Source organism: Streptomyces sp. NPDC044571 (assembly GCF_040647115.1).
Lineage (GTDB): Bacteria > Actinomycetota > Actinomycetes > Streptomycetales > Streptomycetaceae > Streptomyces.
In genome coordinates this window covers 1-21,517 of the sequence record NZ_JBEZBN010000083.1, presented here as the reverse complement: position 1 = coordinate 21,517, position 21,517 = coordinate 1, and the positions used below count along the sequence as shown (strand labels likewise).

The following is a 21,517-nucleotide window of genomic DNA, read 5'->3' as shown; positions in this document are numbered from 1 at the left end:
GCCCGGCCCGCCCCGGAAAGACAACAGACTGCCGGGAAGCCCCCGAAGGATGGCCGGGGGGTCGTGTTCAGGAGCGGGCCCGTCGGTGAGGGGCGGGCCGGTTCCCGCCGCCATGTCCCCATTCGGGGTCGATAGATGCCCTTTCCGAGCCCCGGTCGGGTCAAGTCGCTGCCGATGCCCATCAGATGGGCAGCCGGGGCCGGAAGGGGCCACCATCGCGTCAGATCGCTACACAGCCGGTCTCGGCATAGCGTCCGCGGCCTGTCTGGGGCTGGGAATAGGCCGCCATAGATCGCTACACAGCCGATCTTGGTTGCGGCGGTCTGAGGTTGCTCGTAGGCCGCCACAGATTGCACAGGGCCTGTCTCTGTTGGCGCCCGGCGGCCGTCTGTAGCTGGGAGAGGCGCGACGGATCGCTACACAGCCGGTCTCGGCTCGGCGGCCGGCGGCCGTGTGGGTGGGGAAGCCTGGGGCTGGGGAGACGACGGCGATCGTGACGAGTCTCCTTGCGGACCGCCCCGCCCTACCGCCGCCCCTGGGTGTCGGTCCGGGCAGCTGTCCGCCGCATCAGAGAAGCCCACTGACCGCAATCTGGACCCATCCAAGGGCGCATGGGTACCCCGCTGCGGGGCGAGGCCGTGCAGGGTGGAATCCCTACGGGCCCGCCCCCTACGCCACCCGCCGCAGCAGCGCCAAGTACATCGCGTCCGTGCCGTGGAGGTGGGGCCACAGCTGGACGTCCGGGCCTTCGCCCAGGGCCGGGACCCCCTCCATGTACGGGCGCGCGTCGAGGAGTTCGGCCGCCACCGGGTGGTTGCCCGCTCCGCGGCCCTTCAGGACGTCGTCCACCACGACCCGGGTCTCCGCCAGGTGCGGCGAACACGTCGCGTAGCCCACCACACCGCCGACACGGACCGCCGACAGCGCCTCTCGCAGCAGCGCCCGCTGCAACGGGGCGAAGCCCTCCAGGTCCTCCGGGCGGCGGCGCCAGCGTGCCTCGGGGCGGCGGCGCAGCGCGCCCAGGCCCGAGCAGGGGACGTCCATCAACACCCGGTCGAAGGAGCCGGGCCGCCACGGCGGGCGGGTGCCGTCCGCCGCGATGACCTGGTAGGGGCCGGGGTTGCCGGCGAGGGCCCGCTCCACGAGCCTCGCCCGGTGCGGCTGCTTCTCGGAGGCCAGCAGGAACGCCCCGCGCTCCGCGGCCAGGGCCCCCAGCAGGGCCGCCTTGCCGCCCGGGCCCGCGCAGCCGTCCAGCCAGCGCTCGTCGCGGCCCTCCACCGGGGCCGCCGCCAGGGCCATCGCCACCAGCTGGCTGCCCTCGTCCTGGACGCCGGCGCGCCCCTCGCGCACCGCCTCCAGGGCGCCCGGCTCGCCGCCTTCGGCCATCCGTACGGCGTACGGGGACCAGCGCCCCGGCAGCGCCGAGTCCTCGCCGACCGCCTCCAGCAGCTCCTGCGGCGTGGACCGCCCCGGCCTCGCGACGAGCGTGACCTCGGGCCGCTCGTTGTCGGCCTCCAGCAGGTCCTCGATGCCGGCGCGGCCGCCGCCCAGGGCGTCCCACAGCGCGCTGACGACCCACCTCGGGTGCGAGTGGTACACCGCGAGGTGCTCCTCGGCGTCCTCCTCGTAGGGCGGGGCCACCTGCTCCAGCCAGCCGTCCAGATCGTGCGCGGCGATCTTCCGCAGGACGGCGTTCACGAACTTCGCGCGACCGTCGCCGAGCACCACACGGGCCAGCTCCACGCTCGCCGACACGGCGGCATGGCTCGGGATCCGGGTGCCCAGCAGCTGGTGCGCGCCGAGCGAGAGCACGTCCAGGACCGGCGGGTCGACCTCGCGCAGCGGCCGGTCGATGCAGGCCGCGATGACCGCGTCGTACGTGCCCTGGCGACGCAGTGTCCCGTACACCAGCTCGGTGGCCAGCGCCGCGTCCCTCGCCTGGAAGCTCTCGTCCTGGCGTGCCTTGCGCAGCAGGGGCGGCAGGACGAGGTTCGCGTACGCGTCGCGCTCGTCCACCGCCCGCAGCGCCTCGAAGGCCAGGATGCGGACGGGGTCCTTCTTGGGGCGGCGGTACGGCTTGGGCTGCTGCTTGCCGCCTGCGGCGGGTCGGCGACGGGGCTGTTCGCTCACGTGAAAGGTGCTCCGGTTTTACGAGTGACTACGGGGTACTGCACTACTGCCGGCGGCGTCCGCAAAAAGGCACCGCCCACCAGCTCAGCCTACGTCCGCCCCGCCCAGCCGCTCGCCCGGAGCGATCCGCACCCCGCGCGCCCAGTCGGCGCCGGCCATCGGCTTCTTGCCCTGCGGCTGGACCCAGAGCAGCTCCACGGCGTGCGAGCCGGTGCCGACGTAGACGTTGTTCTTCGCGGGGGCCAGCACGCCCGGCTCCAGGTCCGTGCGGTCGGGCACCAGGCCGACGGAGATCAGCTTGAGGCGCTCTCCGCGGAAGACCGTCCAGGCTCCCGGCGCGGGCGTGCAGCCGCGGACCACGCGGTCGGCGCGCAGGGCCGGGGCCTTCCAGTCGATCCGGGCGTCTTCGACGGTGATCTTGGGCGCGAGCGAGATCCCGTCGCCGGGCTGCTCCACGGCGCGCAGGGAGCCGTCCTCGATGCCGTCCATGGTGGCGGCCAGCAGACCGGCGCCGGCGAAGGCGAGGCGGGTCAGCAGGTCGCCGCTGGTGTCGGTGGGGCGGATCTCCTCGGTCAGGTGTCCGTAGACGGGACCCGAGTCGAGGCCTTCTTCGATGAGGAAGGTGGAGGCGCCGGTCACCTCGTCCCCCGCCATGATGGCGTGCTGTACGGGCGCGGCCCCGCGCCAGGCGGGCAGCAGGGAGAAGTGCAGGTTGACCCACCCGCGCCGGGGGATCTCCAGGGCGCTCTTGGGAAGCAGCGCGCCGTACGCGACGACCGGGCAGCAGTCGGGGTCGATCGCGCGCAGCCGGTCCTGGAACTCGGGGTCCCGCGGCTTGGCCGGCTTGAGCACCTCGATGCCGGCCTCCTCGGCGCGCTGGGCGACCGGGCTGGCGACGAGTCGGCGCCCCCGGCCGGCCGGGGCGTCGGGCCGGGTGACGACGGCGGCGACCTCGTGGCGCCCGGAGGCGATCAGGGCGTCCAGGGCGGGCACGGCGACCTCGGGGGTGCCTGCGAAGACGAGCTTCACGGGGGTCCTACCTCGCTATTGGGCTGTCAGCAGCACACCAGTCTATGGGGCGGCCCGTGCGGGCAGCCGCCGACGGGGTGCACGGCCCGTGCGGCCGGCCGCCCCAGCCGCCCCACGTGCCTCATCAGGGGGCGTACGCAGACCCATGCGCCTCTCGCATATGCCGACACGCCCCGGGTGCGTGACTTCATTGCCGTATGGCGCGTTGGTCAAGAGAGATTGACCGAAACCGGGCCGCGAAAGAACGGTGTCTGCGGCCCGATCCGCTCTTCAGCACCGGTTCGAGAGGCTTCTTCATGGCCGACCACGCCACCCACGACGCCCAAGCACGGGCCAGCCTGCATCTCCTGGTGCGGGACATCGAGCGGGTTCGCCGGCAGGTGGATGCTCTGCGTACGCTCACCGCCCAGCTCGGCAATGTGTACCGCCCGCGCCGCTCCGGGCCTTCCACGGGCTTCGTCGTCTACGGCCGGGCCCCCGCGCCCACCGTCCGCCTCGCGCAGGAGCTGCGGGACAGCGTCGAGACGCTGGTCACCGCCGCGGTGGACTTCGACCGCTCGCTCGGTTTCTCGTGGGACGCGGTGGGCTCGGCGCTCGGTGTCACGAAGCAGGCCGTGCACCGGCGCTACGGTGCCCGGCGGGCCCAGGCCGCAGAGCCGGCGGAGTCGCTGGCCGAGGGCAGCGCCACCCGGACGCTGGGGCCGCTCCCCACGGTCCCGGCGGCCCGGTCCGTCCCGCCGCAGCCGGTACGCGAGGAGTCCCAGGCCCCGGCCGCGGCGCGCTCCGCGGCGTTCCCCGGACCGCGGGGCGGCTGACGCGCCGCCCGCCCGCCGCCGGGACGCCGACCCCCGACGGCCGGCCCGGGCCGCCCGTACGAACGCCGCCCCCGGCGGAAGCGACCCATCGGCCGCTCCCGCCGGGGGCGTTCGCCGTCCGCGGGACCGATCCGCCCCGGCGGACCGCGGGACCCGTCGGGCGCGCCCGAGCTCCCTCAGCCGATGTCGGGCGGGTCGATCCGGATCCGGACCGCCTCCGCCGCCGGGACGCCCCGCGCCAGCCGGGCCGCCTGGGCGGTCTTGAGGGCGGCGGCCAGCGCGGCTCCGCTTCCCGGCGGCACCCGCACCAGCGCCCGCTCCCCCGGCGAGGGCTCCCCGCGCCGCCCCGGCAGCGGTACGGGTCCCAGGACCTCCGCGTCCGGCGGCAGGGCGGCGCCGGCGAGGAAGGCCTCCACCGCCTCCCCGCGCCCGGCGACCGCCGCCATCCGCGACACCGGGGGGAAGCCGAGCTGGGAGCGCTCGGCGAGTTCGCGGACCGCGTGGCCCACGGGATCCCACCGGACGAGCGCCTGCACGGGCCGCAGCGTCGGCTCCGCGACCACCACGACCTGCCCGTCGGCCCGCACCAGCGAGGCAGCCGCCAGCCAGCGCCGCAGCGCGTCCTCCCCCGCGCGCAGGTCGGGCCGGCCCAGCATGGCCCAGCCGTCGAGCAGCAGCGCGGCCGCGTACCCGGCGCCCGCGGCGACGGGCTCGGCGCCCGGCGTGCTCACCACCAGGGCGGGGCGGTCCGGTACCTCGTCGAGGACGTGGTCGCGCCCGGAGGTGCGCACGGGTACGGCGGGGAAAGCCCGGCCCAGCTCCTCGGCGGTCCGCCGCGCCCCCACCACTTGGGCCCGCAGCCGGAAGGAACCGCATTCCTCGCAGTGCCAGGAGGGTTCCGGCCGCCCGCACCATCCGCACTGGAGGTCCCGCTCGTCGGGGGCTTCCAGCGGCCCGGCGCAGACGGTGCAGCGGGCCGGGGTGCGGCAGCGCTCGCAGGCCAGGCGGGGTACGTAGCCGCGCCGGGGGACCTGGACGAGCACGGGCCCGGTCTTCAGCCCCTCCCGTACGGTCTCCCAGGCCAGGGTCGGCAGCCGGGCGACGCGGGCCGCCTCGTCGCGGGCCAGCAGTTCGTCGCCGACGGTCCGGATCCGGGGGGCGGCGGCCCGTACCGTCTCGCGGTCGGCGGCCAGCGGCCGCGCCCAGCCGGACTCGACCAGCTGGGCGGCCTCCACGGTGCAGCTCGTGCTCCCGGCCAGGAAGGCGCAGCCCTCGCTGACGGCGCGCAGTTCCAGCACCTCCCGGACGTGCGGGAAGGGGGCGTTGTCGTCGCTGTGGCTGGAGTCCCCGTCGTCCCAGACGGCGACGAGCCCGAGGTCGCGCACGGGGGCGAACATGGCGGCCCGGGTGCCGATCACGGCCCGCACCGAGCCGCGGTGGACGGCGAGCCATTGGCGGTAGCGCTTCTCGGGGCCGGATTCGGCGGTCAGCAGCGCGTGCCGCCCCTCGCCGAGCAGGGCGGTGAGGGCCCTGTCCACCCGGGCGGCGGCCCGCCCGTCGGGCAGGACGACCAGGGCTCCGCGGCCGGAGGCGAGGGTGGCGGCCAGGGCGCGGGCCAGCTCGTCGGCCCAGCCGGGGCCGGGCAGCGCGGTCCAGACGGCGCGCGGCGCACCGCCGGTGGCCAGGGCCCGCAGGAGGGCGGGGCCGGCTCCGTACCGCGTCCAGCCGCCGGGGTCGGGGGCGGCGGGCGGGGGCAGCGGCTCCGGCGAGGGCTTGGCCTCGGCGCGGGCGTTGCGCGGAGGCAGGGCGAGCTGGAGCACGTCGGCCAGGCTGCCCGCGTACCGGTCGGCGACGGCGCGGGCGAGGGCCAGCAGCTGCGGGGTGAGGACCGCCTCGGGCGAGACGACGTGCGCGAGGGCCGCCAGGGCCCCGTTGTAGTCGGACTCGGCGCGGCGCTCGACGATGAAGCCGTCGATGAGCCCGCCGCCCTCACGGCGGCCGCCGTGCACCTGGTGGGAGCCGGCGCCGAAGCGGACGCGGACGCGGACCCCCGGCTGGGCGGCCTCGGACAGCTCCTCGGGGACGGCGTAGTCCCAGAGCTGGTCGAGGTGGAGCACCCCCTTGTTGACGAGGACCCGCGCGACCGGCAGTTCCTTGGCGAGGGCCGCGCCGCGCCAGGTGCGCGGCTTGGCCTTGGGGGCCTTGGCCTTGGCCTCGGCGACCATCTCCCGGATGAGCGCGAGCTGCTCCGGCGGGCCGCCGGGATCCCCGTCCCCGCCCCGCTGCCCGGACTCGTTCGCGCTGCTCACACAGCATTCTTACCCGATGGCACCGACAACGCCGAACGGCCCCGGACCAGAGGGTCCGGGGCCGTTCGCACGAGCGGCTGTTACAGGCCGGCGGCGGCGCGCAGGGCGTCGACGCGGTCGGTGCGCTCCCAGGTGAAGTCCGGCAGCTCGCGGCCGAAGTGGCCGTAGGCGGCGGTCTGGGCGTAGATCGGGCGCAGCAGGTCGAGGTCGCGGATGATCGCGGCCGGACGGAGGTCGAAGACCTCGCCGATCGCTTCCTCGATCTTCTGGACCTCCACCTTGGCGGTGCCGAAGGTCTCGACGAACAGGCCGACGGGCTCGGCCTTGCCGATGGCGTAGGCGACCTGGACCTCGCAGCGCGAGGCGAGGCCGGCGGCGACCACGTTCTTGGCGACCCAGCGCATCGCGTAGGCGGCGGAGCGGTCGACCTTGGACGGGTCCTTGCCGGAGAAGGCGCCGCCGCCGTGGCGGGCCATGCCGCCGTAGGTGTCGATGATGATCTTGCGGCCGGTCAGGCCGGCGTCGCCCATCGGGCCGCCGATCTCGAAGCGGCCGGTCGGGTTGACCAGCAGCCGGTAGCCGTCGGTGTCCAGCTTGATGCCGTCCTCGACGAGCTGACCGAGCACGTGCTCGACGACGAACTCGCGGATGTCGGGGGCGAGCAGCGAGTCCAGGTCGATGTCGGACGCGTGCTGGGTGGAGACGACGACCGTGTCGAGGCGGACGGCCTTGTCGCCGTCGTACTCGATGGTGACCTGCGTCTTGCCGTCGGGGCGCAGGTACGGGATGGTCCCGTTCTTGCGGACCTCGGACAGGCGGCGGGAGAGCCGGTGCGCGAGGTGGATCGGGAGCGGCATCAGCTCGGGCGTCTCGTCGCAGGCGTAGCCGAACATCAGGCCCTGGTCACCGGCGCCCTGCTTGTCGAGCTCGTCCTCGTCGCCCTCGACCCGCTTCTCGTACGCGGTGTCGACGCCCTGCGCGATGTCCGGGGACTGCGCGCCGATGGACACCGACACGCCGCAGGAGGCGCCGTCGAAGCCCTTCTTCGAGGAGTCGTAGCCGATCTCAAGGATCTTGTCGCGCACGAGCTGCGCGATCGGGGCGTAGGCCTTCGTCGTCACCTCGCCCGCGATGTGCACGAGACCGGTGGTGATGAGGGTCTCCACGGCCACACGCGAGGTCGGGTCCTCGGTGAGGAGCGCGTCGAGGATCGTGTCGCTGATCTGGTCAGCGATCTTGTCGGGGTGGCCCTCGGTCACGGACTCCGAGGTGAACAGGCGGCGGGACACATCGCTCCCTGGGGTTGCAGCGGCTGCTGGCTGATCATTGGCGGAACCACACCGGGGGCTGCGCCCGATCACGTTCCGAATGCAGTTTATCGGTCGCCACCGGGCGCCGGACCACCCGTCTCGCCCTATGGGAGCCGCGTGACCTGCGACACTCCATTCTGGCGTATGGAATTCGTTACGAGAAGGGTCGCGGCTCAGGCGCGTCGCGGGGCGAGCCGGGCGGCGACCTGGTCCCAAATGACGTCGGCCAGCGCTTCCTTCGGACCGTAGGGAACGGGCGTTTCCGATCCATCAGAGGACAGGATCACCGCTTCGTTCTCCTCGGAACCAAAGGTCTTGGAGGCGCCGACCTCGTTGACGACGAGAAGATCACACCGCTTGCGGGCGAGCTTGGCCCGTCCGTTGGCGAGTACGTCGTCCGTTTCCGCGGCGAACCCGACCACCACCTGCCCGTCCCGGGCCCGGTCGGCCGAGATCTCCGCGAGGACGTCGGGGTTGCGGACGAGGGTCAGCGGAGCGGGCTCCTGCCCGTCCTTCTTCTTGATCTTGCCGTCGGCGTACTGGGCCGGCCGGAAATCGGCGACGGCGGCCGCCATCACCACGGCGTCGGCGTCCGCGGCGGCCTTGAGCACGGCCTCGCGCAGCTGGAAGGCCGTCCCGACCCGTACGACGTCCGCCCCGGCCGGGTCGGCCAGCGCGGTGTTGGCCGCGACGAGGGTGACCCGGGCCCCGCGTGCGACGGCGGTACGGGCGAGCGCGTAGCCCTGCTTGCCGGAGGAGCGGTTGCCGAGGAAGCGGACCGGGTCCAGCGGCTCCCGGGTGCCGCCGGCGCTGATCACCACGTGCCGTCCGGCGAGATCGGGCTCGGCCGTGCCGCGGGCCAGGCTGTGCCTTCTCAAAACGTTGCGGCACACCTCGTAGATCTCCTCGGGGTCCGGGAGGCGCCCCTTGCCGGTGTCCTTGCCGGTGAGCCGGCCGACGGCGGGCTCGATGACGACGGCGCCGCGCCGGCGCAGGGTGGCCACGTTCTCCTGAGTGGCGGGGTGCTCCCACATCTCGGTGTGCATGGCGGGCGCGAAGACCACCGGGCAGCGGGCGGTGAGGAGCGTGTTGGTGAGGAGGTCGTCGGCCAGCCCGTGGGCGGCCTTGGCCAGCATGTCGGCGGTGGCCGGGGCGACGACGACGAGGTCGGCGCCCTGGCCGATCCGCACGTGGGGCACCTCGTCGACGCTCTCCCACACCTCGGTCCCGGCCGGGTTCCCGGACAGGGCGGCCCAGGTCGCCTCGCCCACGAAGTGCAGGGCCGCAGCCGTGGGCACCACCCGTACCTCGTGCCCGGACTCGGTCAGCCGGCGCAGCAGCTCGCACGCCTTGTAGGCGGCGATCCCGCCGCTGACTCCGAGCACGACCTTCGGCTTACCCACCACACACGCCCCTTCGGCTGTCGTCGTACGTGTCTATGACACACCACAGGCCCGGCAGATGTTCTGCCGGGCCTGTGGTGAAAGGAATCTCGGTGCCTTACTGGGCCGGGGCCTCGATGGCCTCGGAGGTCAGCAGACCCGCGTTGATCTCGCGCAGCGCGATCGAAAGCGGCTTCTCGTGGACGTGGGTGTCCACCAGCGGGCCGACGTACTCAAGCAGGCCCTCACCGAGCTGCGAGTAGTACGCGTTGATCTGACGCGCGCGCTTGGCCGCGTAGATCACGAGGCTGTACTTCGAGTCCGTGGCCTCAAGCAGCTCGTCGATCGGCGGGTTGATGATGCCCTCGGGCGCAGTGATGGAAGAGGACACGCTCTACCTTCCGAAGATGGGTGAAAGATCAGGCATTGACCGAGGGAACGACGGTCAACGATCAGACAACTTCCATCAAGGCTAGCAGCTCACGCGCCACGTCCTCGACGGAGGTGTTGACCAGGGTGGTGTCGAACTCGGACTCGGCCGCGAGCTCCACCTTGGCGGTTTCCAGGCGGCGCTCGATGACCTCGGCCGATTCGGTGCCCCGGCCGGTGAGCCGGCGGACCAGCTCCTCCCAGCTGGGCGGCGCGAGAAAGACCAGCTGCGCCTCGGGCATGGACTCGCGGACGAGCCGCGCGCCCTGGAGGTCGATCTCCAGGAGGACGGGCTCGCCGTTCTCCAGGCGCTCGGCCACCGCGCCGCGCGGTGTGCCGTAGCGGTTGCCCGCGAACTCGGCCCACTCCAGCAGCTCGCCGTTGGCGATCAGCTTGTCGAACTCGTCGTCGCTGACGAAGAAGTACTGGACTCCGTGTCGCTCACCGGGCCGCGGCTTGCGGGTGGTGGCCGACACCGAGAGCCAGACCTCGGGGTGGACCTTGCGCATATGCGCGACGACCGTGCTCTTGCCGACACCCGAGGGGCCGGAGAGCACGGTCAGCCGCGGACGAACCTCTGCTGCCATAGAGCGATTATCCAGGTTCCAGGGACTGCCTGAGAACGCCGGGAGAACTTCAGGCGAAGCGTCAGCCGGCTGGGGTGCCGAACTCACGTTCCAGAGAGGCGATCTGGTTGGAGCCGAGACCTCGGACACGCCGGGACTCGGAGATGCCGAGGCGCTCCATGATCTGCTTGGCGCGCACCTTGCCCACGCCAGGCAGGGACTCCAGCAGGGCGGAGACCTTCATCTTGCCGATGACGTCGTTCTCCTGGCCCGTCTTGATGACCTCTTGGAGGGAGGCGCCGGAGTGCTTGAGTCGATTCTTCACCTCGGCCCGCTCCCGGCGAGCCGCGGCGGCCTTTTCGAGCGCGGCTGCGCGCTGTTCAGGGGTAAGGGGCGGAAGAGCCACGCCTACGTCACCTCGGATGTCGAACTGTCGGATACGGACCGGTGGGGAACCCTAGGGCGCCACACCAGGCGAATGCCCGAACAGCGGTGGAACTCGTTCGCTGCTCGTTCACTCTGCTCGGAGACTAGCGGCCATGGCCGCTCCAGTCAGCGAGAACGGACGAAAAGTCCTGGTCAGCCTCCACTGAAACGTACATCACGGACAAAGTACCCCGGTTTTGTCCGGTGAAGGACGTCAGCGGGAGACCGCCTGGCGGATTTCGTCCGCGAACCGGGCCGCCGACGCGCGGAGCGCCGCCGCGTCCGGGCCGTGCTTCAGGACACCGCGGGACACGTTCGGCACGACGTTGCGCACGGCGGCGCCGAAGACGGCCGGCAGATCCGCCGCCGTGGCGCCCTGGGCGCCGATGCCGGGGGCCAGCAGCGGGCCGTTGATGTCCAGGTCGAAGGACGAGAGGTCGCCCAGGGTGGCGCCGACGACCGCGCCGAAGGAGCCGAGCGGTGCGGCGCCGGCGTTCTCGGCGGCGAGGTGGGCCAGCATCGTGGCGCCGATGGTCCTGCCGTCCTCGCGGACCGCGCGCTGGACCTCGGCGCCCTCCGGGTTCGAGGTGAGGGCGAGCACGAACAGGCCGGCGCCCGATGCGCGGGCGAGGTCGAAGGCGGGGCGCAGGGAGCCGTAGCCCAGGTACGGCGAGACCGTCAGCGCGTCGGAGAACAGCGGCGAGTCCTTGCGCAGGAAGGTCTCGGCGTACGCGGCCATCGTCGAGCCGATGTCCCCGCGCTTGGCGTCCATCAGGACCAGGGTGCCGGCCGCGCGGGCGTCCGCCACGGTCTGCTCCAGCACCGCGATGCCGCGCGAGCCGAAGCGCTCGAAGAAGGCCGCCTGCGGCTTGAAGACCGCCACCTGGTCGGCCAGGGCCTCCACCACGGTCCGGGAGAAGCGCTCCAGGCCCGCGATGTCGTCGCCCAGGCCCCAGGAGGACAGCAGGGCGGCGTGCGGGTCGATGCCGACGCACAGGGGGCCGCGGGAGTCCATCGCCTCGCGGAGGCGGGTGCCGAAGGGGGTACCCAGGGTCTCGGTCGTCACAGGGCGGCCTTTCGGGTCTCGGCGCCCACCGCTTCGGCGAGGGTCGCGTACGGGCTGGCGGCCAGGCGCGCGGCCAGGCCCTTGTGGATCGAGCGGGCGTAGAACGGGCCCTCGTAGATGAAGGCGCTGTAGCCCTGGATCAGCGTGGCGCCGGCCAGGATCCGCTGCCAGGCGTCCTCGGCGTTCTCGATGCCGCCGACGCCCACCAGGACCAGCCGGTCGCCCACGCGGGCGTACAGGCGGCGCAGGACCTCCAGGGAGCGCTCCTTGACCGGGGCACCGGAGAGCCCGCCCGTCTCCTTGACCAGGGACGGGGCGGACTTCAGGCCGAGGCCCTCGCGGGCGATGGTGGTGTTGGTGGCGATGATGCCGTCCAGGCCGAGCTCCAGCGCCAGGTCGGCCACCGCGTCCACGTCCTCGTCGGCGAGGTCGGGGGCGATCTTGACTAGCAGCGGGACGCGGCGGTCGGTCACCGTGCGGTCGGCCGCCTCGCGGACGCCCGTGAGCAGGGGGCGCAGCGACTCCGTCGCCTGGAGGTTGCGCAGGCCAGGGGTGTTCGGGGAGGAGACGTTCACGACGAGGTAGTCGGCGTGGCGGGCCAGGCGCTCGGTGGAGGCGACGTAGTCCCCCACCGCCTCCTCCTCGGGTACGACCTTGGTCTTGCCGATGTTGACGCCGACGACGGTGTTGAAGACCGGCCTGCGGGCCTCCAGGCGCGCCGCCACGGCCGCCGAGCCCTCGTTGTTGAAGCCCATGCGGTTGATCAGCGCGCGGTCCGGCACCAGCCGGAAGAGGCGCTTCTTGGGGTTGCCGGGCTGGGCCTGCGCCGTGACGGTGCCGATCTCGACGTGGTCGAAGCCGAGCATCGCCATGCCGTCGATCGCGACGGCGTTCTTGTCGAAGCCCGCGGCGAGGCCGAAGGGGCCGTGCATGCGCAGGCCCAGGGCCTGCGTGCGCAGCTCCTTGTGGCGGGGGGCGAGGACGGCCGCGACGAAGGTGCGCAGCACAGGAGTGCGGGCCGCGAGGCGGATCCAGCGGAAGGCCAGGTAGTGGGCCTGCTCCGGGTCCATCCGCTTGAAGACCAGGTGGAAGAAGAGCTTGTACATCTCAGTCGGTTCCTCGTGCGCTCATGAGGAGGGGGACACCCGTCGTGAAACCGGTGTCCCCCTCTCCTGGTCGGGCTGCTAGTCGCGGGCCGCGGTCAGGTGCTCCGCGTGCTCCTGGAGCGAGCGGACGCCCACGTCGCCGTGGCCGAGCGCCTCGATGCCCTGGACGGCCGCGGCGAGCGCCTGGACCGTGGTCAGGCACGGGACGCCGCGGGCCACGGCGGCGGTGCGGATCTCGTAGCCGTCGAGACGGCCGCCGGTGCCGTAGGGGGTGTTGACGATCAGGTCGACCTGGCCGTCGTGGATCAGCTGGACGATCGTCTTCTCGCCGCCGGGGCCCTCGCCCTCGCTGAGCTTGCGCACGATGGTGGCGTTGATGCCGTTGCGGCGCAGGACCTCGGCGGTGCCGGAGGTGGCGAGCAGCTCGAAGCCGTGGGCGACGAGCTCGCGCGCCGGGAAGATCATCGAGCGCTTGTCGCGGTTGGCGACCGAGATGAAGGCGCGGCCCTTGGTGGGCAGCGGGCCGTAGGCGCCCGCCTGCGACTTGGCGTACGCCGTGCCGAAGACCGAGTCGATGCCCATGACCTCGCCGGTGGAGCGCATCTCCGGGCCGAGGACGGTGTCCACGCCGCGGCCGTGGATGTCGCGGAAGCGCGACCACGGCATGACGGCCTCCTTGACGGAGATCGGCGCGTCGAGCGGCAGGGTGCCGCCGTCGCCGGTCTTCGGGAGCATGCCCTCGGCGCGCAGCTCGGCGATGGTGGCGCCGAGCGAGATGCGGGCGGCGGCCTTGGCGAGCGGGACCGCGGTCGCCTTCGAGGTGAAGGGGACCGTGCGGGAGGCGCGCGGGTTGGCCTCCAGGACGTAGAGGATGTCACCCGCCATCGCGAACTGGATGTTGATCAGACCGCGCACGCCGACGCCCTTGGCGATGGCCTCGGTGGAGACGCGCAGGCGCTTGATGTCGAAGCCGCCGAGGGTGATCGGGGGCAGGGCGCAGGCCGAGTCGCCGGAGTGGATGCCGGCCTCCTCGATGTGCTCCATGACGCCGCCGAGGTAGAGCTCGGTGCCGTCGTAGAGGGCGTCGACGTCGATCTCGATCGCGTCGTCGAGGAAGCGGTCGACCAGCACGGGGCGGGTCGGGGAGATCTCGGTGGACTCGGCGATGTACGCCTGGAGGCGGGCCTCGTCGTAGACGATCTCCATGCCGCGGCCGCCGAGCACGTACGACGGGCGCACCAGGACCGGGTAGCCGATCTCGTCCGCGATCGCCTTCGCACCCGCGAAGGTGGTGGCGGTGCCGTGCTTGGGGGCGGGCAGGCCGGCCTCGGCGAGGACCTGGCCGAAGGCGCCGCGGTCCTCGGCGGCGTGGATGGCCTCCGGGGAGGTGCCGACGACCGGCACGCCGTTGTCCTTGAGCGCCTGGGCGAGACCGAGGGGGGTCTGGCCGCCGAGCTGGACGACGACGCCGGCGATGGGCCCGGCCAGGGACTCGACGTGGACGATCTCCAGTACGTCTTCGAGGGTCAGCGGCTCGAAGTACAGGCGGTCGGAGGTGTCGTAGTCGGTGGAGACGGTCTCCGGGTTGCAGTTGACCATCACGGTCTCGTAGCCCGCGTCGCTGAGCGCGAAGGAGGCGTGGACGCAGGAGTAGTCGAACTCGATGCCCTGGCCGATGCGGTTCGGGCCGGAGCCCAGGATGATCACCGCGGGCTTGGTGCGGGGCGCGACCTCGGACTCCTCGTCGTAGGAAGAGTAGAAGTACGGGGTCTTGGCGGCGAACTCGGCGGCGCAGGTGTCGACCGTCTTGTAGACGGGGCGGACGCCCAGCGCGTGGCGGACCTCGCGGACGACGTCCTCGCGCAGGCCGCGGATCTCGGCGATCTGGGAGTCGGAGAAGCCGTGGCGCTTGGCCTCGGCGAGCAGCTCGGGGTGGAGCTTCTCGGCGGCTGCCAGCTCGTCCGCGATCTCCTTGATCAGGAAGAGCTGGTCGACGAACCAGGGGTCGATCTTCGTGGACTCGAAGACCTCTTCCTGGGTGGCGCCGGCCCGGATGGCCTGCATGACGGTGTTGATGCGGCCGTCGGTCGGACGGACCGCGGTGCGCAGCAGCTCGTCCTTGTCGCCGGGCTCGCCGACGAAGGTGAACTGCGAGCCCTTCTTCTCCAGGGAGCGCAGGGCCTTCTGCAGCGCCTCGGTGAAGTTGCGGCCGATGGCCATGGCCTCGCCCACCGACTTCATGGTGGTGGTGAGGGTGGCGTCGGCGGCCGGGAACTTCTCGAAAGCGAAGCGGGGGGCCTTGACGACGACGTAGTCGAGGGTCGGCTCGAAGGAGGCCGGCGTCTTCTCGGTGATGTCGTTGGGGACCTCGTCGAGCGTGTAGCCGATGGCCAGCTTGGCGGCGATCTTGGCGATCGGGAAGCCGGTGGCCTTCGAGGCGAGCGCCGAGGAGCGCGAGACGCGCGGGTTCATCTCGATGACGATGACGCGGCCGTCGTCGGGGTTGATCGCGAACTGGATGTTGCAGCCGCCGGTGTCGACGCCGACCTCGCGGATGATCGCGATGCCGATGTCGCGCAGGCGCTGGTACTCGCGGTCGGTCAGCGTCATCGCGGGGGCGACGGTGATCGAGTCGCCGGTGTGGACGCCCATCGGGTCGAAGTTCTCGATGGAGCAGACGACGACCACGTTGTCCTTGGTGTCGCGCATCAGCTCCAGCTCGTACTCCTTCCAGCCGAGGATGGACTCCTCCAGGAGCACCTCGGTGGTCGGGGACAGCGTGAGGCCCTGGCCGGCGATGCGGCGCAGCTCGTCCTCGTCGTGGGCGAAGCCGGAACCGGCGCCGCCCATGGTGAAGGAGGGGCGCACGACGACGGGGTAGCCGCCGAGGGTGTCGACGCCCTTGAGGACGTCGTCCATCGAGTGGCAGATGACCGAGCGGGCGGACTCGCCGTAGCCGATCTTGGCCTTGACGGCCTCGACGACGCCCTTGAAGAGGTCGCGGTCCTCGCCCTTGTTGATGGCCTCGACGTTGGCGCCGATGAGCTCGACGCCGTACTTCTCCAGCACACCCTGCTCGTGCATGGAGATGGCGGTGTTGAGCGCGGTCTGGCCGCCGAGGGTGGGCAGGAGCGCGTCGGGGCGCTCCTTGGCGATGATCTTCTCGACGAACTCGGGGGTGATCGGCTCGACGTACGTGGCGTCGGCGATCTCCGGGTCGGTCATGATCGTCGCGGGGTTGGAGTTCACCAGGATGACCCGCAAGCCCTCGGCCTTGAGGATGCGGCAGGCCTGGGTGCCGGAGTAGTCGAACTCGGCGGCCTGGCCGATGACGATCGGGCCGGAGCCGATGACCAGGACGGACTGGATATCGGTGCGCTTAGGCACGCTCGGCCTCCATCTGGGTGGTGCTCATCAAAGACGTGAAGCGGTCGAAGAGGTACGCGGCGTCGTGCGGGCCGGCGGCCGCTTCGGGGTGGTACTGGACGGAGAAGGCCGGCTGGTCGAGCAGCTGGAGGCCTTCCACGACGTTGTCGTTCAGGCAGACGTGGGAGACCTCGGCGCGGCCGTAGGGGGTCTCGGAGACCTGGTCGAGGGGCGCGTCGACGGCGAAGCCGTGGTTGTGCGCGGTGATCTCGACCTTGCCGGTGGTGCGGTCCTGCACGGGCTGGTTGATGCCGCGGTGGCCGTACTTCAGCTTGTAGGTGCCGAAGCCGAGGGCGCGGCCGAGGATCTGGTTGCCGAAGCAGATGCCGAAGAGCGGCGTCTTGCGCGCGAGGACGCCCTGCATGACGGAGACCGCGTGGTCGGCCGTGGCCGGGTCGCCGGGGCCGTTGGAGAAGAACACGCCGTCCGGGGAGACCGCGTAGATGTCCTCGACGGTGGCGGTGGCGGGCAGCACGTGCACCTCGATGCCGCGCTCGGCCATCCGGTGCGGGGTCATGCCCTTGATGCCGAGGTCGACGGCGGCCACGGTGAAGCGCTTCTCGCCGATGGCGGGGACGACGTACGTCTCCTGGGTGGCGACCTCCGCGGAGAGGTTCGCGCCCTTCATCTGCGGGGAGGCCTGGACCTTGGCGAGCAGCACCGCGTCCTGGTCGACGGCCTCGCCCGAGAAGATGCCGACGCGCATGGCGCCGCGCTCGCGCAGGTGGCGGGTCAGGGCGCGGGTGTCGATGCCGCTGATGCCGACGACGCCCTGCGCGACGAGCTCCTCGTCCAGCGAGCGCCGGGAGCGCCAGTTGGACGGGACGCGCGCGGGGTCGCGTACGACGTACCCGGACACCCAGATGCGGGAGGATTCGGGGTCCTCGTCGTTCACGCCCGTGTTACCCACGTGGGGGGCGGTCATCACGACGACCTGCCGGTGGTAGGACGGGTCGGTCAGGGTCTCCTGGTAGCCGGTCATGCCGGTGGAGAACACGGCCTCGCCGAAGGTCTCCCCCACAGCGCCGTAGGCGCGGCCGCGGAAGATCCGACCGTCCTCCAGGACGAGTACGGCGGGAGTTTTGGCTCCCCTGGTGGAGGTCGTCATCGTTCGGCGCCTTCCGTCGAGATGGATTGGTTCTGTGTGACGAGCGTGCTGATGCCCTCGACCCAGGCGGCGTGTTCGGCCGCGCGGTCGGAGCGGAATCCGGAGTCGATCAGCTTGTCGCCGTGCGCCCAGGTGACGACGAGCAGACCGCCCTCGGTGAGTACCTTGCCCGCGATTCCCTTGTCGAGGCGGGCGCCGCGCAGCTGTGCGGCCGGTACGAAGAAGTCCGTGGCACCCGGACGGACCACGTCGAGGCCCGCGTCGGTGAGCGTGAGCTCGACCCGGCTGCGGACGCCCAGACCGTGGGCGACGATCCGGTCGAGCCACTGTCCGGCGGTGGTGGAGCCGTGGTACCGGCCGGTGAGCGCCAGCCGGTGGGCGGGCAGACCGGCCGGGGCGGCGGGCAGCTCCGGCAGGTCGTTCTGCAGGGTTCCGCGCCATTTCCAGCCCTGCCGCATCAGCCAGTACACGAACGCGATGAAGACGATGAGACCGATCACCCAGGCGATGCGGGCGCCCCAGTCCGTCACCTCCGCCGACTGTCGTTCGGCGGCCTCGGCGGCCAGTTGGATCACTGCAGGTGTCACGCCAGTTTCCCGTCCACGACCGTTGCGCGGCCCCGCAGGAAGGTGTGGGTGACGCGACCCGGCAGCTCACGGCCCTCGTAAGGCGTGTTGCGGCTGCGGGAGGCGAAGTGTGCGGGGTCCACGACACCACGGTACGAGGTATCGACCAAGGTCAGGTTCGCGGGTTCACCTGCCGAGACGGGGCGGCCGTGGCCCGCCAGGCTGCCGATGCGCGCCGGGGCGAAGGACATCCGCTCGGCGACGCCCGCCCAGTCGAGCAGGCCGGTCTCCACCATCGTCTGCTGGACGACGGACAGGGCGGTCTCCAGGCCGACCATGCCCATGGCGGCGGCGGCCCACTCGCAGTCCTTGTCCTCGTGCGGGTGCGGGGCGTGGTCGGTGGCGACGATGTCGATCGTGCCGTCGGCGAGCGCCTCGCGCAGGGCCGTGACGTCGCGCTCGGTGCGCAGCGGCGGGTTGACCTTGTAGACCGCGTTGTACGAGCGGACGAGCTCGTCGGTGAGGAGCAGGTGGTGCGGGGTGACCTCGGCGGTGACGTCGATGCCGCGGGACTTGGCCCAGCGGACGATCTCCACGGAGCCCGCCGTGGACAGGTGGCAGATGTGCACGCGGGAGCCGACGTGCTCGGCGAGGAGGACGTCGCGGGCGATGATCGACTCCTCGGCGACGGCGGGCCAGCCGCCCAGGCCGAGCTCGGCGGAGACGACGCCCTCGTTCATCTGGGCGCCCTCGGTGAGGCGGGGCTCCTGCGCGTGCTGGGCGACGACGCCGCCGAAGGCCTTCACGTACTCCAGGGCGCGGCGCATGATCACGGCGTCGTCGACGCACTTGCCGTCGTCGGAGAAGACGGTGACGCGGGCGGCGGAGTCGTGCATGGCGCCGAGCTCGGAGAGCTGCTTGCCCTCCAGTCCGACGGTGACGGCGCCGATGGGCTGCACGTCGCAGTAGCCGGACTCCTTGCCCAGGCGCCAGACCTGCTCGACGACGCCGGCGGTGTCGGCGACGGGGAAGGTGTTCGCCATGGCGAAGACGGCGGTGTAGCCGCCGGAGGCGGCGGCGCGGGTGCCGGTCAGGACCGTCTCGGAGTCCTCGCGGCCGGGCTCGCGCAGGTGGGTGTGCAGGTCGACGAGGCCCGGGAGGAGGACCTGGCCGGCGGCCTCGATGACGGTCGCGCCCTCGGCGGACAGGTTCTGGCCCACCTCCGCGATGGTCTCGCCGTCGATCAGGACGTCCTGCGCCTCGCCGCCGAGGACCTTCGCGCCACGGATAAGGATCTTGCTCATGGTTACTTGCTCTCCTCGGTGCGCGCGGCGGGGGTGGTGGTGACGGCGGGCTCGGAGCCTCCGAGCAGCAGGTACAGGACGGCCATCCGGGTGGAGACGCCGTTGGCGACCTGCTCGACGGCCGTGCAGCGGTCGGAGTCGGCGACCTCGGCGGTGATCTCCATGCCGCGGTTCATCGGGCCGGGGTGCATCACGATGGCGTGCTCGGGCATCTTGGCCATGCGGTCGCCGTCGAGTCCGTACCGGCGGGAGTACTCGCGCTCGGTCGGGAAGAAGGCGGCGTTCATGCGTTCGCGCTGCACACGCAGCATCATGACCGCGTCCGACTTCGGCAGCACCTCGTCGAGGTTGTACGAGACCTCGCAGGGCCAGGTCTCGACGCCGATCGGGACCAGGGTGGGCGGGGCCACGAGCGTGACCTCGGCGCCGAGCGTGTGCAGCAGGTGGACGTTGGAGCGGGCGACCCGGCTGTGCAGGACGTCGCCGACGATGGTGATCCGGCGGCCGTTCAGGTCCTTGCCGAGACCGGCGTCGCGGCCGACCAGGCGGCGGCGCATGGTGAAGGCGTCCAGCAGGGCCTGGGTCGGGTGCTCGTGGGTGCCGTCGCCGGCGTTGACGACGGCCGAGTCGATCCAGCCGGAGGTGGCGAGCCGGTAGGGGGCGCCGGAGGCGTGGTGGCGGATGACGACGGCGTCCGCGCCCATGGCCTCCAGAGTCAGCGCGGTGTCCTTCAGGGACTCGCCCTTGGAGACCGAGGAGCCCTTGGCGGAGAAGTTGATGACGTCGGCGGAGAGCCGCTTGGCGGCCGCCTCGAAGGAGATCCGGGTGCGGGTCGAGTCCTCGAAGAAGAGGTTGACGACCGTCAGACCGCGCAGGGTGGGCAGCTTCTTGATCGGCCGGTCCGCGACGCGGGCCATCTCCTCGGCGGTGTCGAGGATGAGGACGGCGTCGTCGCGGGTGAGGTCGGCGGCCGAGATGAGGTGGCGCTTCATCTGGGTGGCTCCGTAAGTCGGGAGGGCAGGCTGGGTCGGGCAGGGCAGGCTTGGGCGCGGGCCCTCACGGGGACCCCTACTCGTACGGGCGTACGGGCTACTGCGCGGCTGCCTGGGCGGTCCGCTGGCCGAGCAGCACGGCGTCTCGGCCGTCCTCCTCCTGGAGCTGGACCTTGACGGCCTCCCGCAGCGACGTGGGGAGGTTCTTGCCGACGTAGTCGGCGCGGATGGGCAGCTCGCGGTGGCCGCGGTCGACGAGGACGGCGAGCTGGACGGCGCGAGGGCGGCCGAGGTCGCCGAGCGCGTCGAGGGCGGCCCGGATGGTGCGCCCGGAGAACAGCACGTCGTCGACGAGGACGACGAGGCGGCCGTCGATGTCGTCGCCGGGGATCTCGGTCCGGCCGATCGCGCGGGCGGGCTTCATCCGCAGGTCGTCGCGGTACATGGTGATGTCGAGGGAGCCGACCGGGATCTTCGCGCCGGTGATCTCTTCGAGCTTGGCGGCCAGCCGGCGGGCGAGGTACACACCGCGGGTGGGAATGCCGAGGAGCACCACGTCGTCGGCGCCCTTGGCGCGTTCGACGATCTCGTGGGCGATGCGGGTCAGGACCCGCGCGATGTCCTGCGCCTCCAGCACGGGGCGCACATCGCTCTGCTGAGCGTCCATGGAAAGGACCTCCTTCTCCGCCTCACGGGACGGTTCTTAAAGGACGTCTGATGTACGGCCTCCACGGTACCAGGGGTGGGGCCGTGCACTCGCACGGGGCACGGCGGCCACCCTTCGAAGGAGGGCGGGGAAGACCATTCGGCTTGACGCATCCAAGTAACGCTGCGTAACCTCACAGTGAGTTACCAGCCGCGCGGCGGAGCCGCACGTGGTCATGTCGTCACAGCATCCATGTCGTCACAGCGTCACAGCGTCCGGGAGCGTTATGTCCAGCGAATACGCCAAACAGCTCGGGGCCAAGCTCCGCGCCATCCGCACCCAGCAGGGCCTTTCCCTCCACGGTGTCGAGGAGAAGTCGCAGGGCCGGTGGAAGGCCGTGGTGGTCGGTTCCTACGAGCGCGGGGACCGTGCCGTGACCGTCCAGCGCCTGGCCGAGCTGGCGGACTTCTACGGGGTGCCGGTGCAGGAACTGCTGCCGGGCACCACTCCCGGCGGGGCGGCCGAGCCGCCGCCGAAGCTGCGCCTCGACCTGGAGCGCCTCGCGGGCGTGCCCGCCGAGAAGGCCGGCCCGCTCCAGCGCTACGCGGCGACCATCCAGAGCCAGCGCGGCGACTACAACGGCAAGGTGCTGTCGATCCGCCAGGACGACCTGCGCACGCTCGCCGTCATCTACGACCAGTCCCCCTCGGTGCTGACCGAGCAGCTGATCAGCTGGGGAGTGCTGGACGCGGACGCGCGCCGTGCGGTGGCCCACGAGGACATCTAGTCCTCGGCCCCACGACCAGCAGAAACGTTACCGGCGGGTGCCGGGAGCCTGATCGGGTCGTCCAGCCGGAAGCCGCCGGCCTTGCTCAGCCGCGGCTCGCTCCCGGTGGCCCGGTACCAG

18 protein-coding genes are annotated in these 21,517 nt (G+C 72.1%); 2 read left to right on the top strand and 16 right to left on the bottom strand.

Annotated features, from left to right (window positions below):
• Window positions 1–669: 669 nt before the first annotated feature.
• Both AB0B01_RS28880 and fmt read right to left on the bottom strand, forming a co-directional pair.
• Window positions 670–2,130 (bottom strand): transcription antitermination factor NusB, encoded by a 1,461-nt coding sequence (locus tag AB0B01_RS28880; RefSeq protein WP_361725246.1) that lies wholly within the window; start codon window positions 2,128–2,130, stop codon window positions 670–672.
• Window positions 2,131–2,214: 84 nt separating this feature from the next.
• Complete coding sequence (gene fmt / locus AB0B01_RS28875) at window positions 2,215–3,159, bottom strand: methionyl-tRNA formyltransferase (RefSeq protein WP_361725243.1); 945 nt, start codon at window positions 3,157–3,159, stop codon at window positions 2,215–2,217.
• 296 nt (window positions 3,160–3,455) lie between these two features.
• Here fmt and AB0B01_RS28870 point away from each other — a divergent pair, with 296 nt between their 5' ends.
• Entirely contained in the window at window positions 3,456–3,974 is a 519-nt protein-coding gene (locus tag AB0B01_RS28870; RefSeq protein WP_361725240.1) for a hypothetical protein, read from the top strand.
• A gap of 176 nt (window positions 3,975–4,150) precedes the next feature.
• Here the strand turns inward: AB0B01_RS28870 and AB0B01_RS28865 are convergent, their stop codons facing one another.
• From AB0B01_RS28865 to pyrR, 14 genes are all read right to left on the bottom strand, one after another.
• The gene (locus AB0B01_RS28865; RefSeq protein WP_361725252.1) at window positions 4,151–6,199 is read right to left on the bottom strand and encodes a primosomal protein N'; all 2,049 of its coding nucleotides are present in this window, start codon (window positions 6,197–6,199) and stop codon (window positions 4,151–4,153) included.
• Window positions 6,200–6,363: 164 nt separating this feature from the next.
• Window positions 6,364–7,572, bottom strand: a complete 1,209-nt coding sequence (metK, locus tag AB0B01_RS28860) for a methionine adenosyltransferase (RefSeq protein ID WP_361725237.1) — start codon at window positions 7,570–7,572, stop codon at window positions 6,364–6,366.
• A 194-nt stretch (window positions 7,573–7,766) separates the two neighbouring features.
• Window positions 7,767–8,996: a bifunctional phosphopantothenoylcysteine decarboxylase/phosphopantothenate--cysteine ligase CoaBC gene (coaBC, locus tag AB0B01_RS28855; protein ID WP_361725234.1), complete on the bottom strand. Its 1,230-nt coding sequence runs from the start codon at window positions 8,994–8,996 to the stop codon at window positions 7,767–7,769.
• Window positions 8,997–9,093: 97 nt separating this feature from the next.
• Window positions 9,094–9,366 (bottom strand): DNA-directed RNA polymerase subunit omega, encoded by a 273-nt coding sequence (gene rpoZ, locus AB0B01_RS28850; protein WP_004948662.1) that lies wholly within the window; start codon window positions 9,364–9,366, stop codon window positions 9,094–9,096.
• Window positions 9,367–9,427: 61 nt separating this feature from the next.
• Complete coding sequence (gene gmk / locus AB0B01_RS28845; protein ID WP_361725231.1) at window positions 9,428–9,991, bottom strand: guanylate kinase; 564 nt, start codon at window positions 9,989–9,991, stop codon at window positions 9,428–9,430.
• A gap of 61 nt (window positions 9,992–10,052) precedes the next feature.
• Window positions 10,053–10,376 (bottom strand): integration host factor, encoded by a 324-nt coding sequence (locus AB0B01_RS28840; RefSeq protein ID WP_008740406.1) that lies wholly within the window; start codon window positions 10,374–10,376, stop codon window positions 10,053–10,055.
• 234 nt (window positions 10,377–10,610) lie between these two features.
• Window positions 10,611–11,447 (bottom strand): orotidine-5'-phosphate decarboxylase, encoded by an 837-nt coding sequence (pyrF, locus tag AB0B01_RS28835; protein WP_361725249.1) that lies wholly within the window; start codon window positions 11,445–11,447, stop codon window positions 10,611–10,613.
• A gap of 11 nt (window positions 11,448–11,458) precedes the next feature.
• Complete coding sequence (locus tag AB0B01_RS28830; RefSeq protein WP_361725227.1) at window positions 11,459–12,568, bottom strand: quinone-dependent dihydroorotate dehydrogenase; 1,110 nt, start codon at window positions 12,566–12,568, stop codon at window positions 11,459–11,461.
• 78 nt (window positions 12,569–12,646) lie between these two features.
• A complete protein-coding gene (gene carB, locus AB0B01_RS28825) occupies window positions 12,647–15,955 on the bottom strand; it encodes a carbamoyl-phosphate synthase large subunit (protein WP_361725224.1) in 3,309 nt (1,102 codons plus the stop codon).
• Window positions 15,948–17,102 carry a glutamine-hydrolyzing carbamoyl-phosphate synthase small subunit gene (carA, locus tag AB0B01_RS28820; RefSeq protein ID WP_361725221.1) on the bottom strand — a complete coding sequence of 385 codons (1,155 nt, stop codon included), beginning with the start codon at window positions 17,100–17,102 and terminating at the stop codon, window positions 15,948–15,950. Before carA ends, carB begins: the two co-directional genes overlap by 8 nt.
• Entirely contained in the window at window positions 17,099–17,689 is a 591-nt protein-coding gene (locus AB0B01_RS28815; RefSeq protein WP_361725218.1) for a hypothetical protein, read from the bottom strand. Before AB0B01_RS28815 ends, carA begins: the two co-directional genes overlap by 4 nt.
• Window positions 17,686–18,972, bottom strand: coding sequence for a dihydroorotase (locus tag AB0B01_RS28810; protein ID WP_361725215.1), 1,287 nt, complete (start codon window positions 18,970–18,972; stop codon window positions 17,686–17,688). Before AB0B01_RS28810 ends, AB0B01_RS28815 begins: the two co-directional genes overlap by 4 nt.
• A gap of 2 nt (window positions 18,973–18,974) precedes the next feature.
• On the bottom strand, window positions 18,975–19,964 hold the full coding sequence (locus AB0B01_RS28805; protein WP_361725212.1) for an aspartate carbamoyltransferase catalytic subunit: 990 nt from the start codon (window positions 19,962–19,964) through the stop codon (window positions 18,975–18,977).
• A gap of 97 nt (window positions 19,965–20,061) precedes the next feature.
• The gene (gene pyrR, locus AB0B01_RS28800) at window positions 20,062–20,631 is read right to left on the bottom strand and encodes a bifunctional pyr operon transcriptional regulator/uracil phosphoribosyltransferase PyrR (RefSeq protein WP_356848410.1); all 570 of its coding nucleotides are present in this window, start codon (window positions 20,629–20,631) and stop codon (window positions 20,062–20,064) included.
• 265 nt (window positions 20,632–20,896) lie between these two features.
• Here pyrR and bldD point away from each other — a divergent pair, with 265 nt between their 5' ends.
• Window positions 20,897–21,397: a transcriptional regulator BldD gene (gene bldD / locus AB0B01_RS28795; RefSeq protein ID WP_007263032.1), complete on the top strand. Its 501-nt coding sequence runs from the start codon at window positions 20,897–20,899 to the stop codon at window positions 21,395–21,397.
• Window positions 21,398–21,517: the final 120 nt, after the last annotated feature.

Coding starts and splice junctions, on each gene's coding strand:
- AB0B01_RS28870 (WP_361725240.1), top strand. CDS start 3,456: ATGGCCGACCACGCCACCCACGACGCCCAAGCACGGGCCAGCCTGCAT.
- AB0B01_RS28865 (WP_361725252.1), bottom strand. CDS start 6,199: ATGGTCGCCGAGGCCAAGGCCAAGGCCCCCAAGGCCAAGCCGCGCACC.
- gmk (WP_361725231.1), bottom strand. CDS start 9,991: ATGGCAGCAGAGGTTCGTCCGCGGCTGACCGTGCTCTCCGGCCCCTCG.
- AB0B01_RS28830 (WP_361725227.1), bottom strand. CDS start 12,568: ATGTACAAGCTCTTCTTCCACCTGGTCTTCAAGCGGATGGACCCGGAG.
- carA (WP_361725221.1), bottom strand. CDS start 17,102: ATGACGACCTCCACCAGGGGAGCCAAAACTCCCGCCGTACTCGTCCTG.
- AB0B01_RS28810 (WP_361725215.1), bottom strand. CDS start 18,972: ATGAGCAAGATCCTTATCCGTGGCGCGAAGGTCCTCGGCGGCGAGGCG.
- AB0B01_RS28805 (WP_361725212.1), bottom strand. CDS start 19,964: ATGAAGCGCCACCTCATCTCGGCCGCCGACCTCACCCGCGACGACGCC.
- pyrR (WP_356848410.1), bottom strand. CDS start 20,631: ATGGACGCTCAGCAGAGCGATGTGCGCCCCGTGCTGGAGGCGCAGGAC.
- bldD (WP_007263032.1), top strand. CDS start 20,897: ATGTCCAGCGAATACGCCAAACAGCTCGGGGCCAAGCTCCGCGCCATC.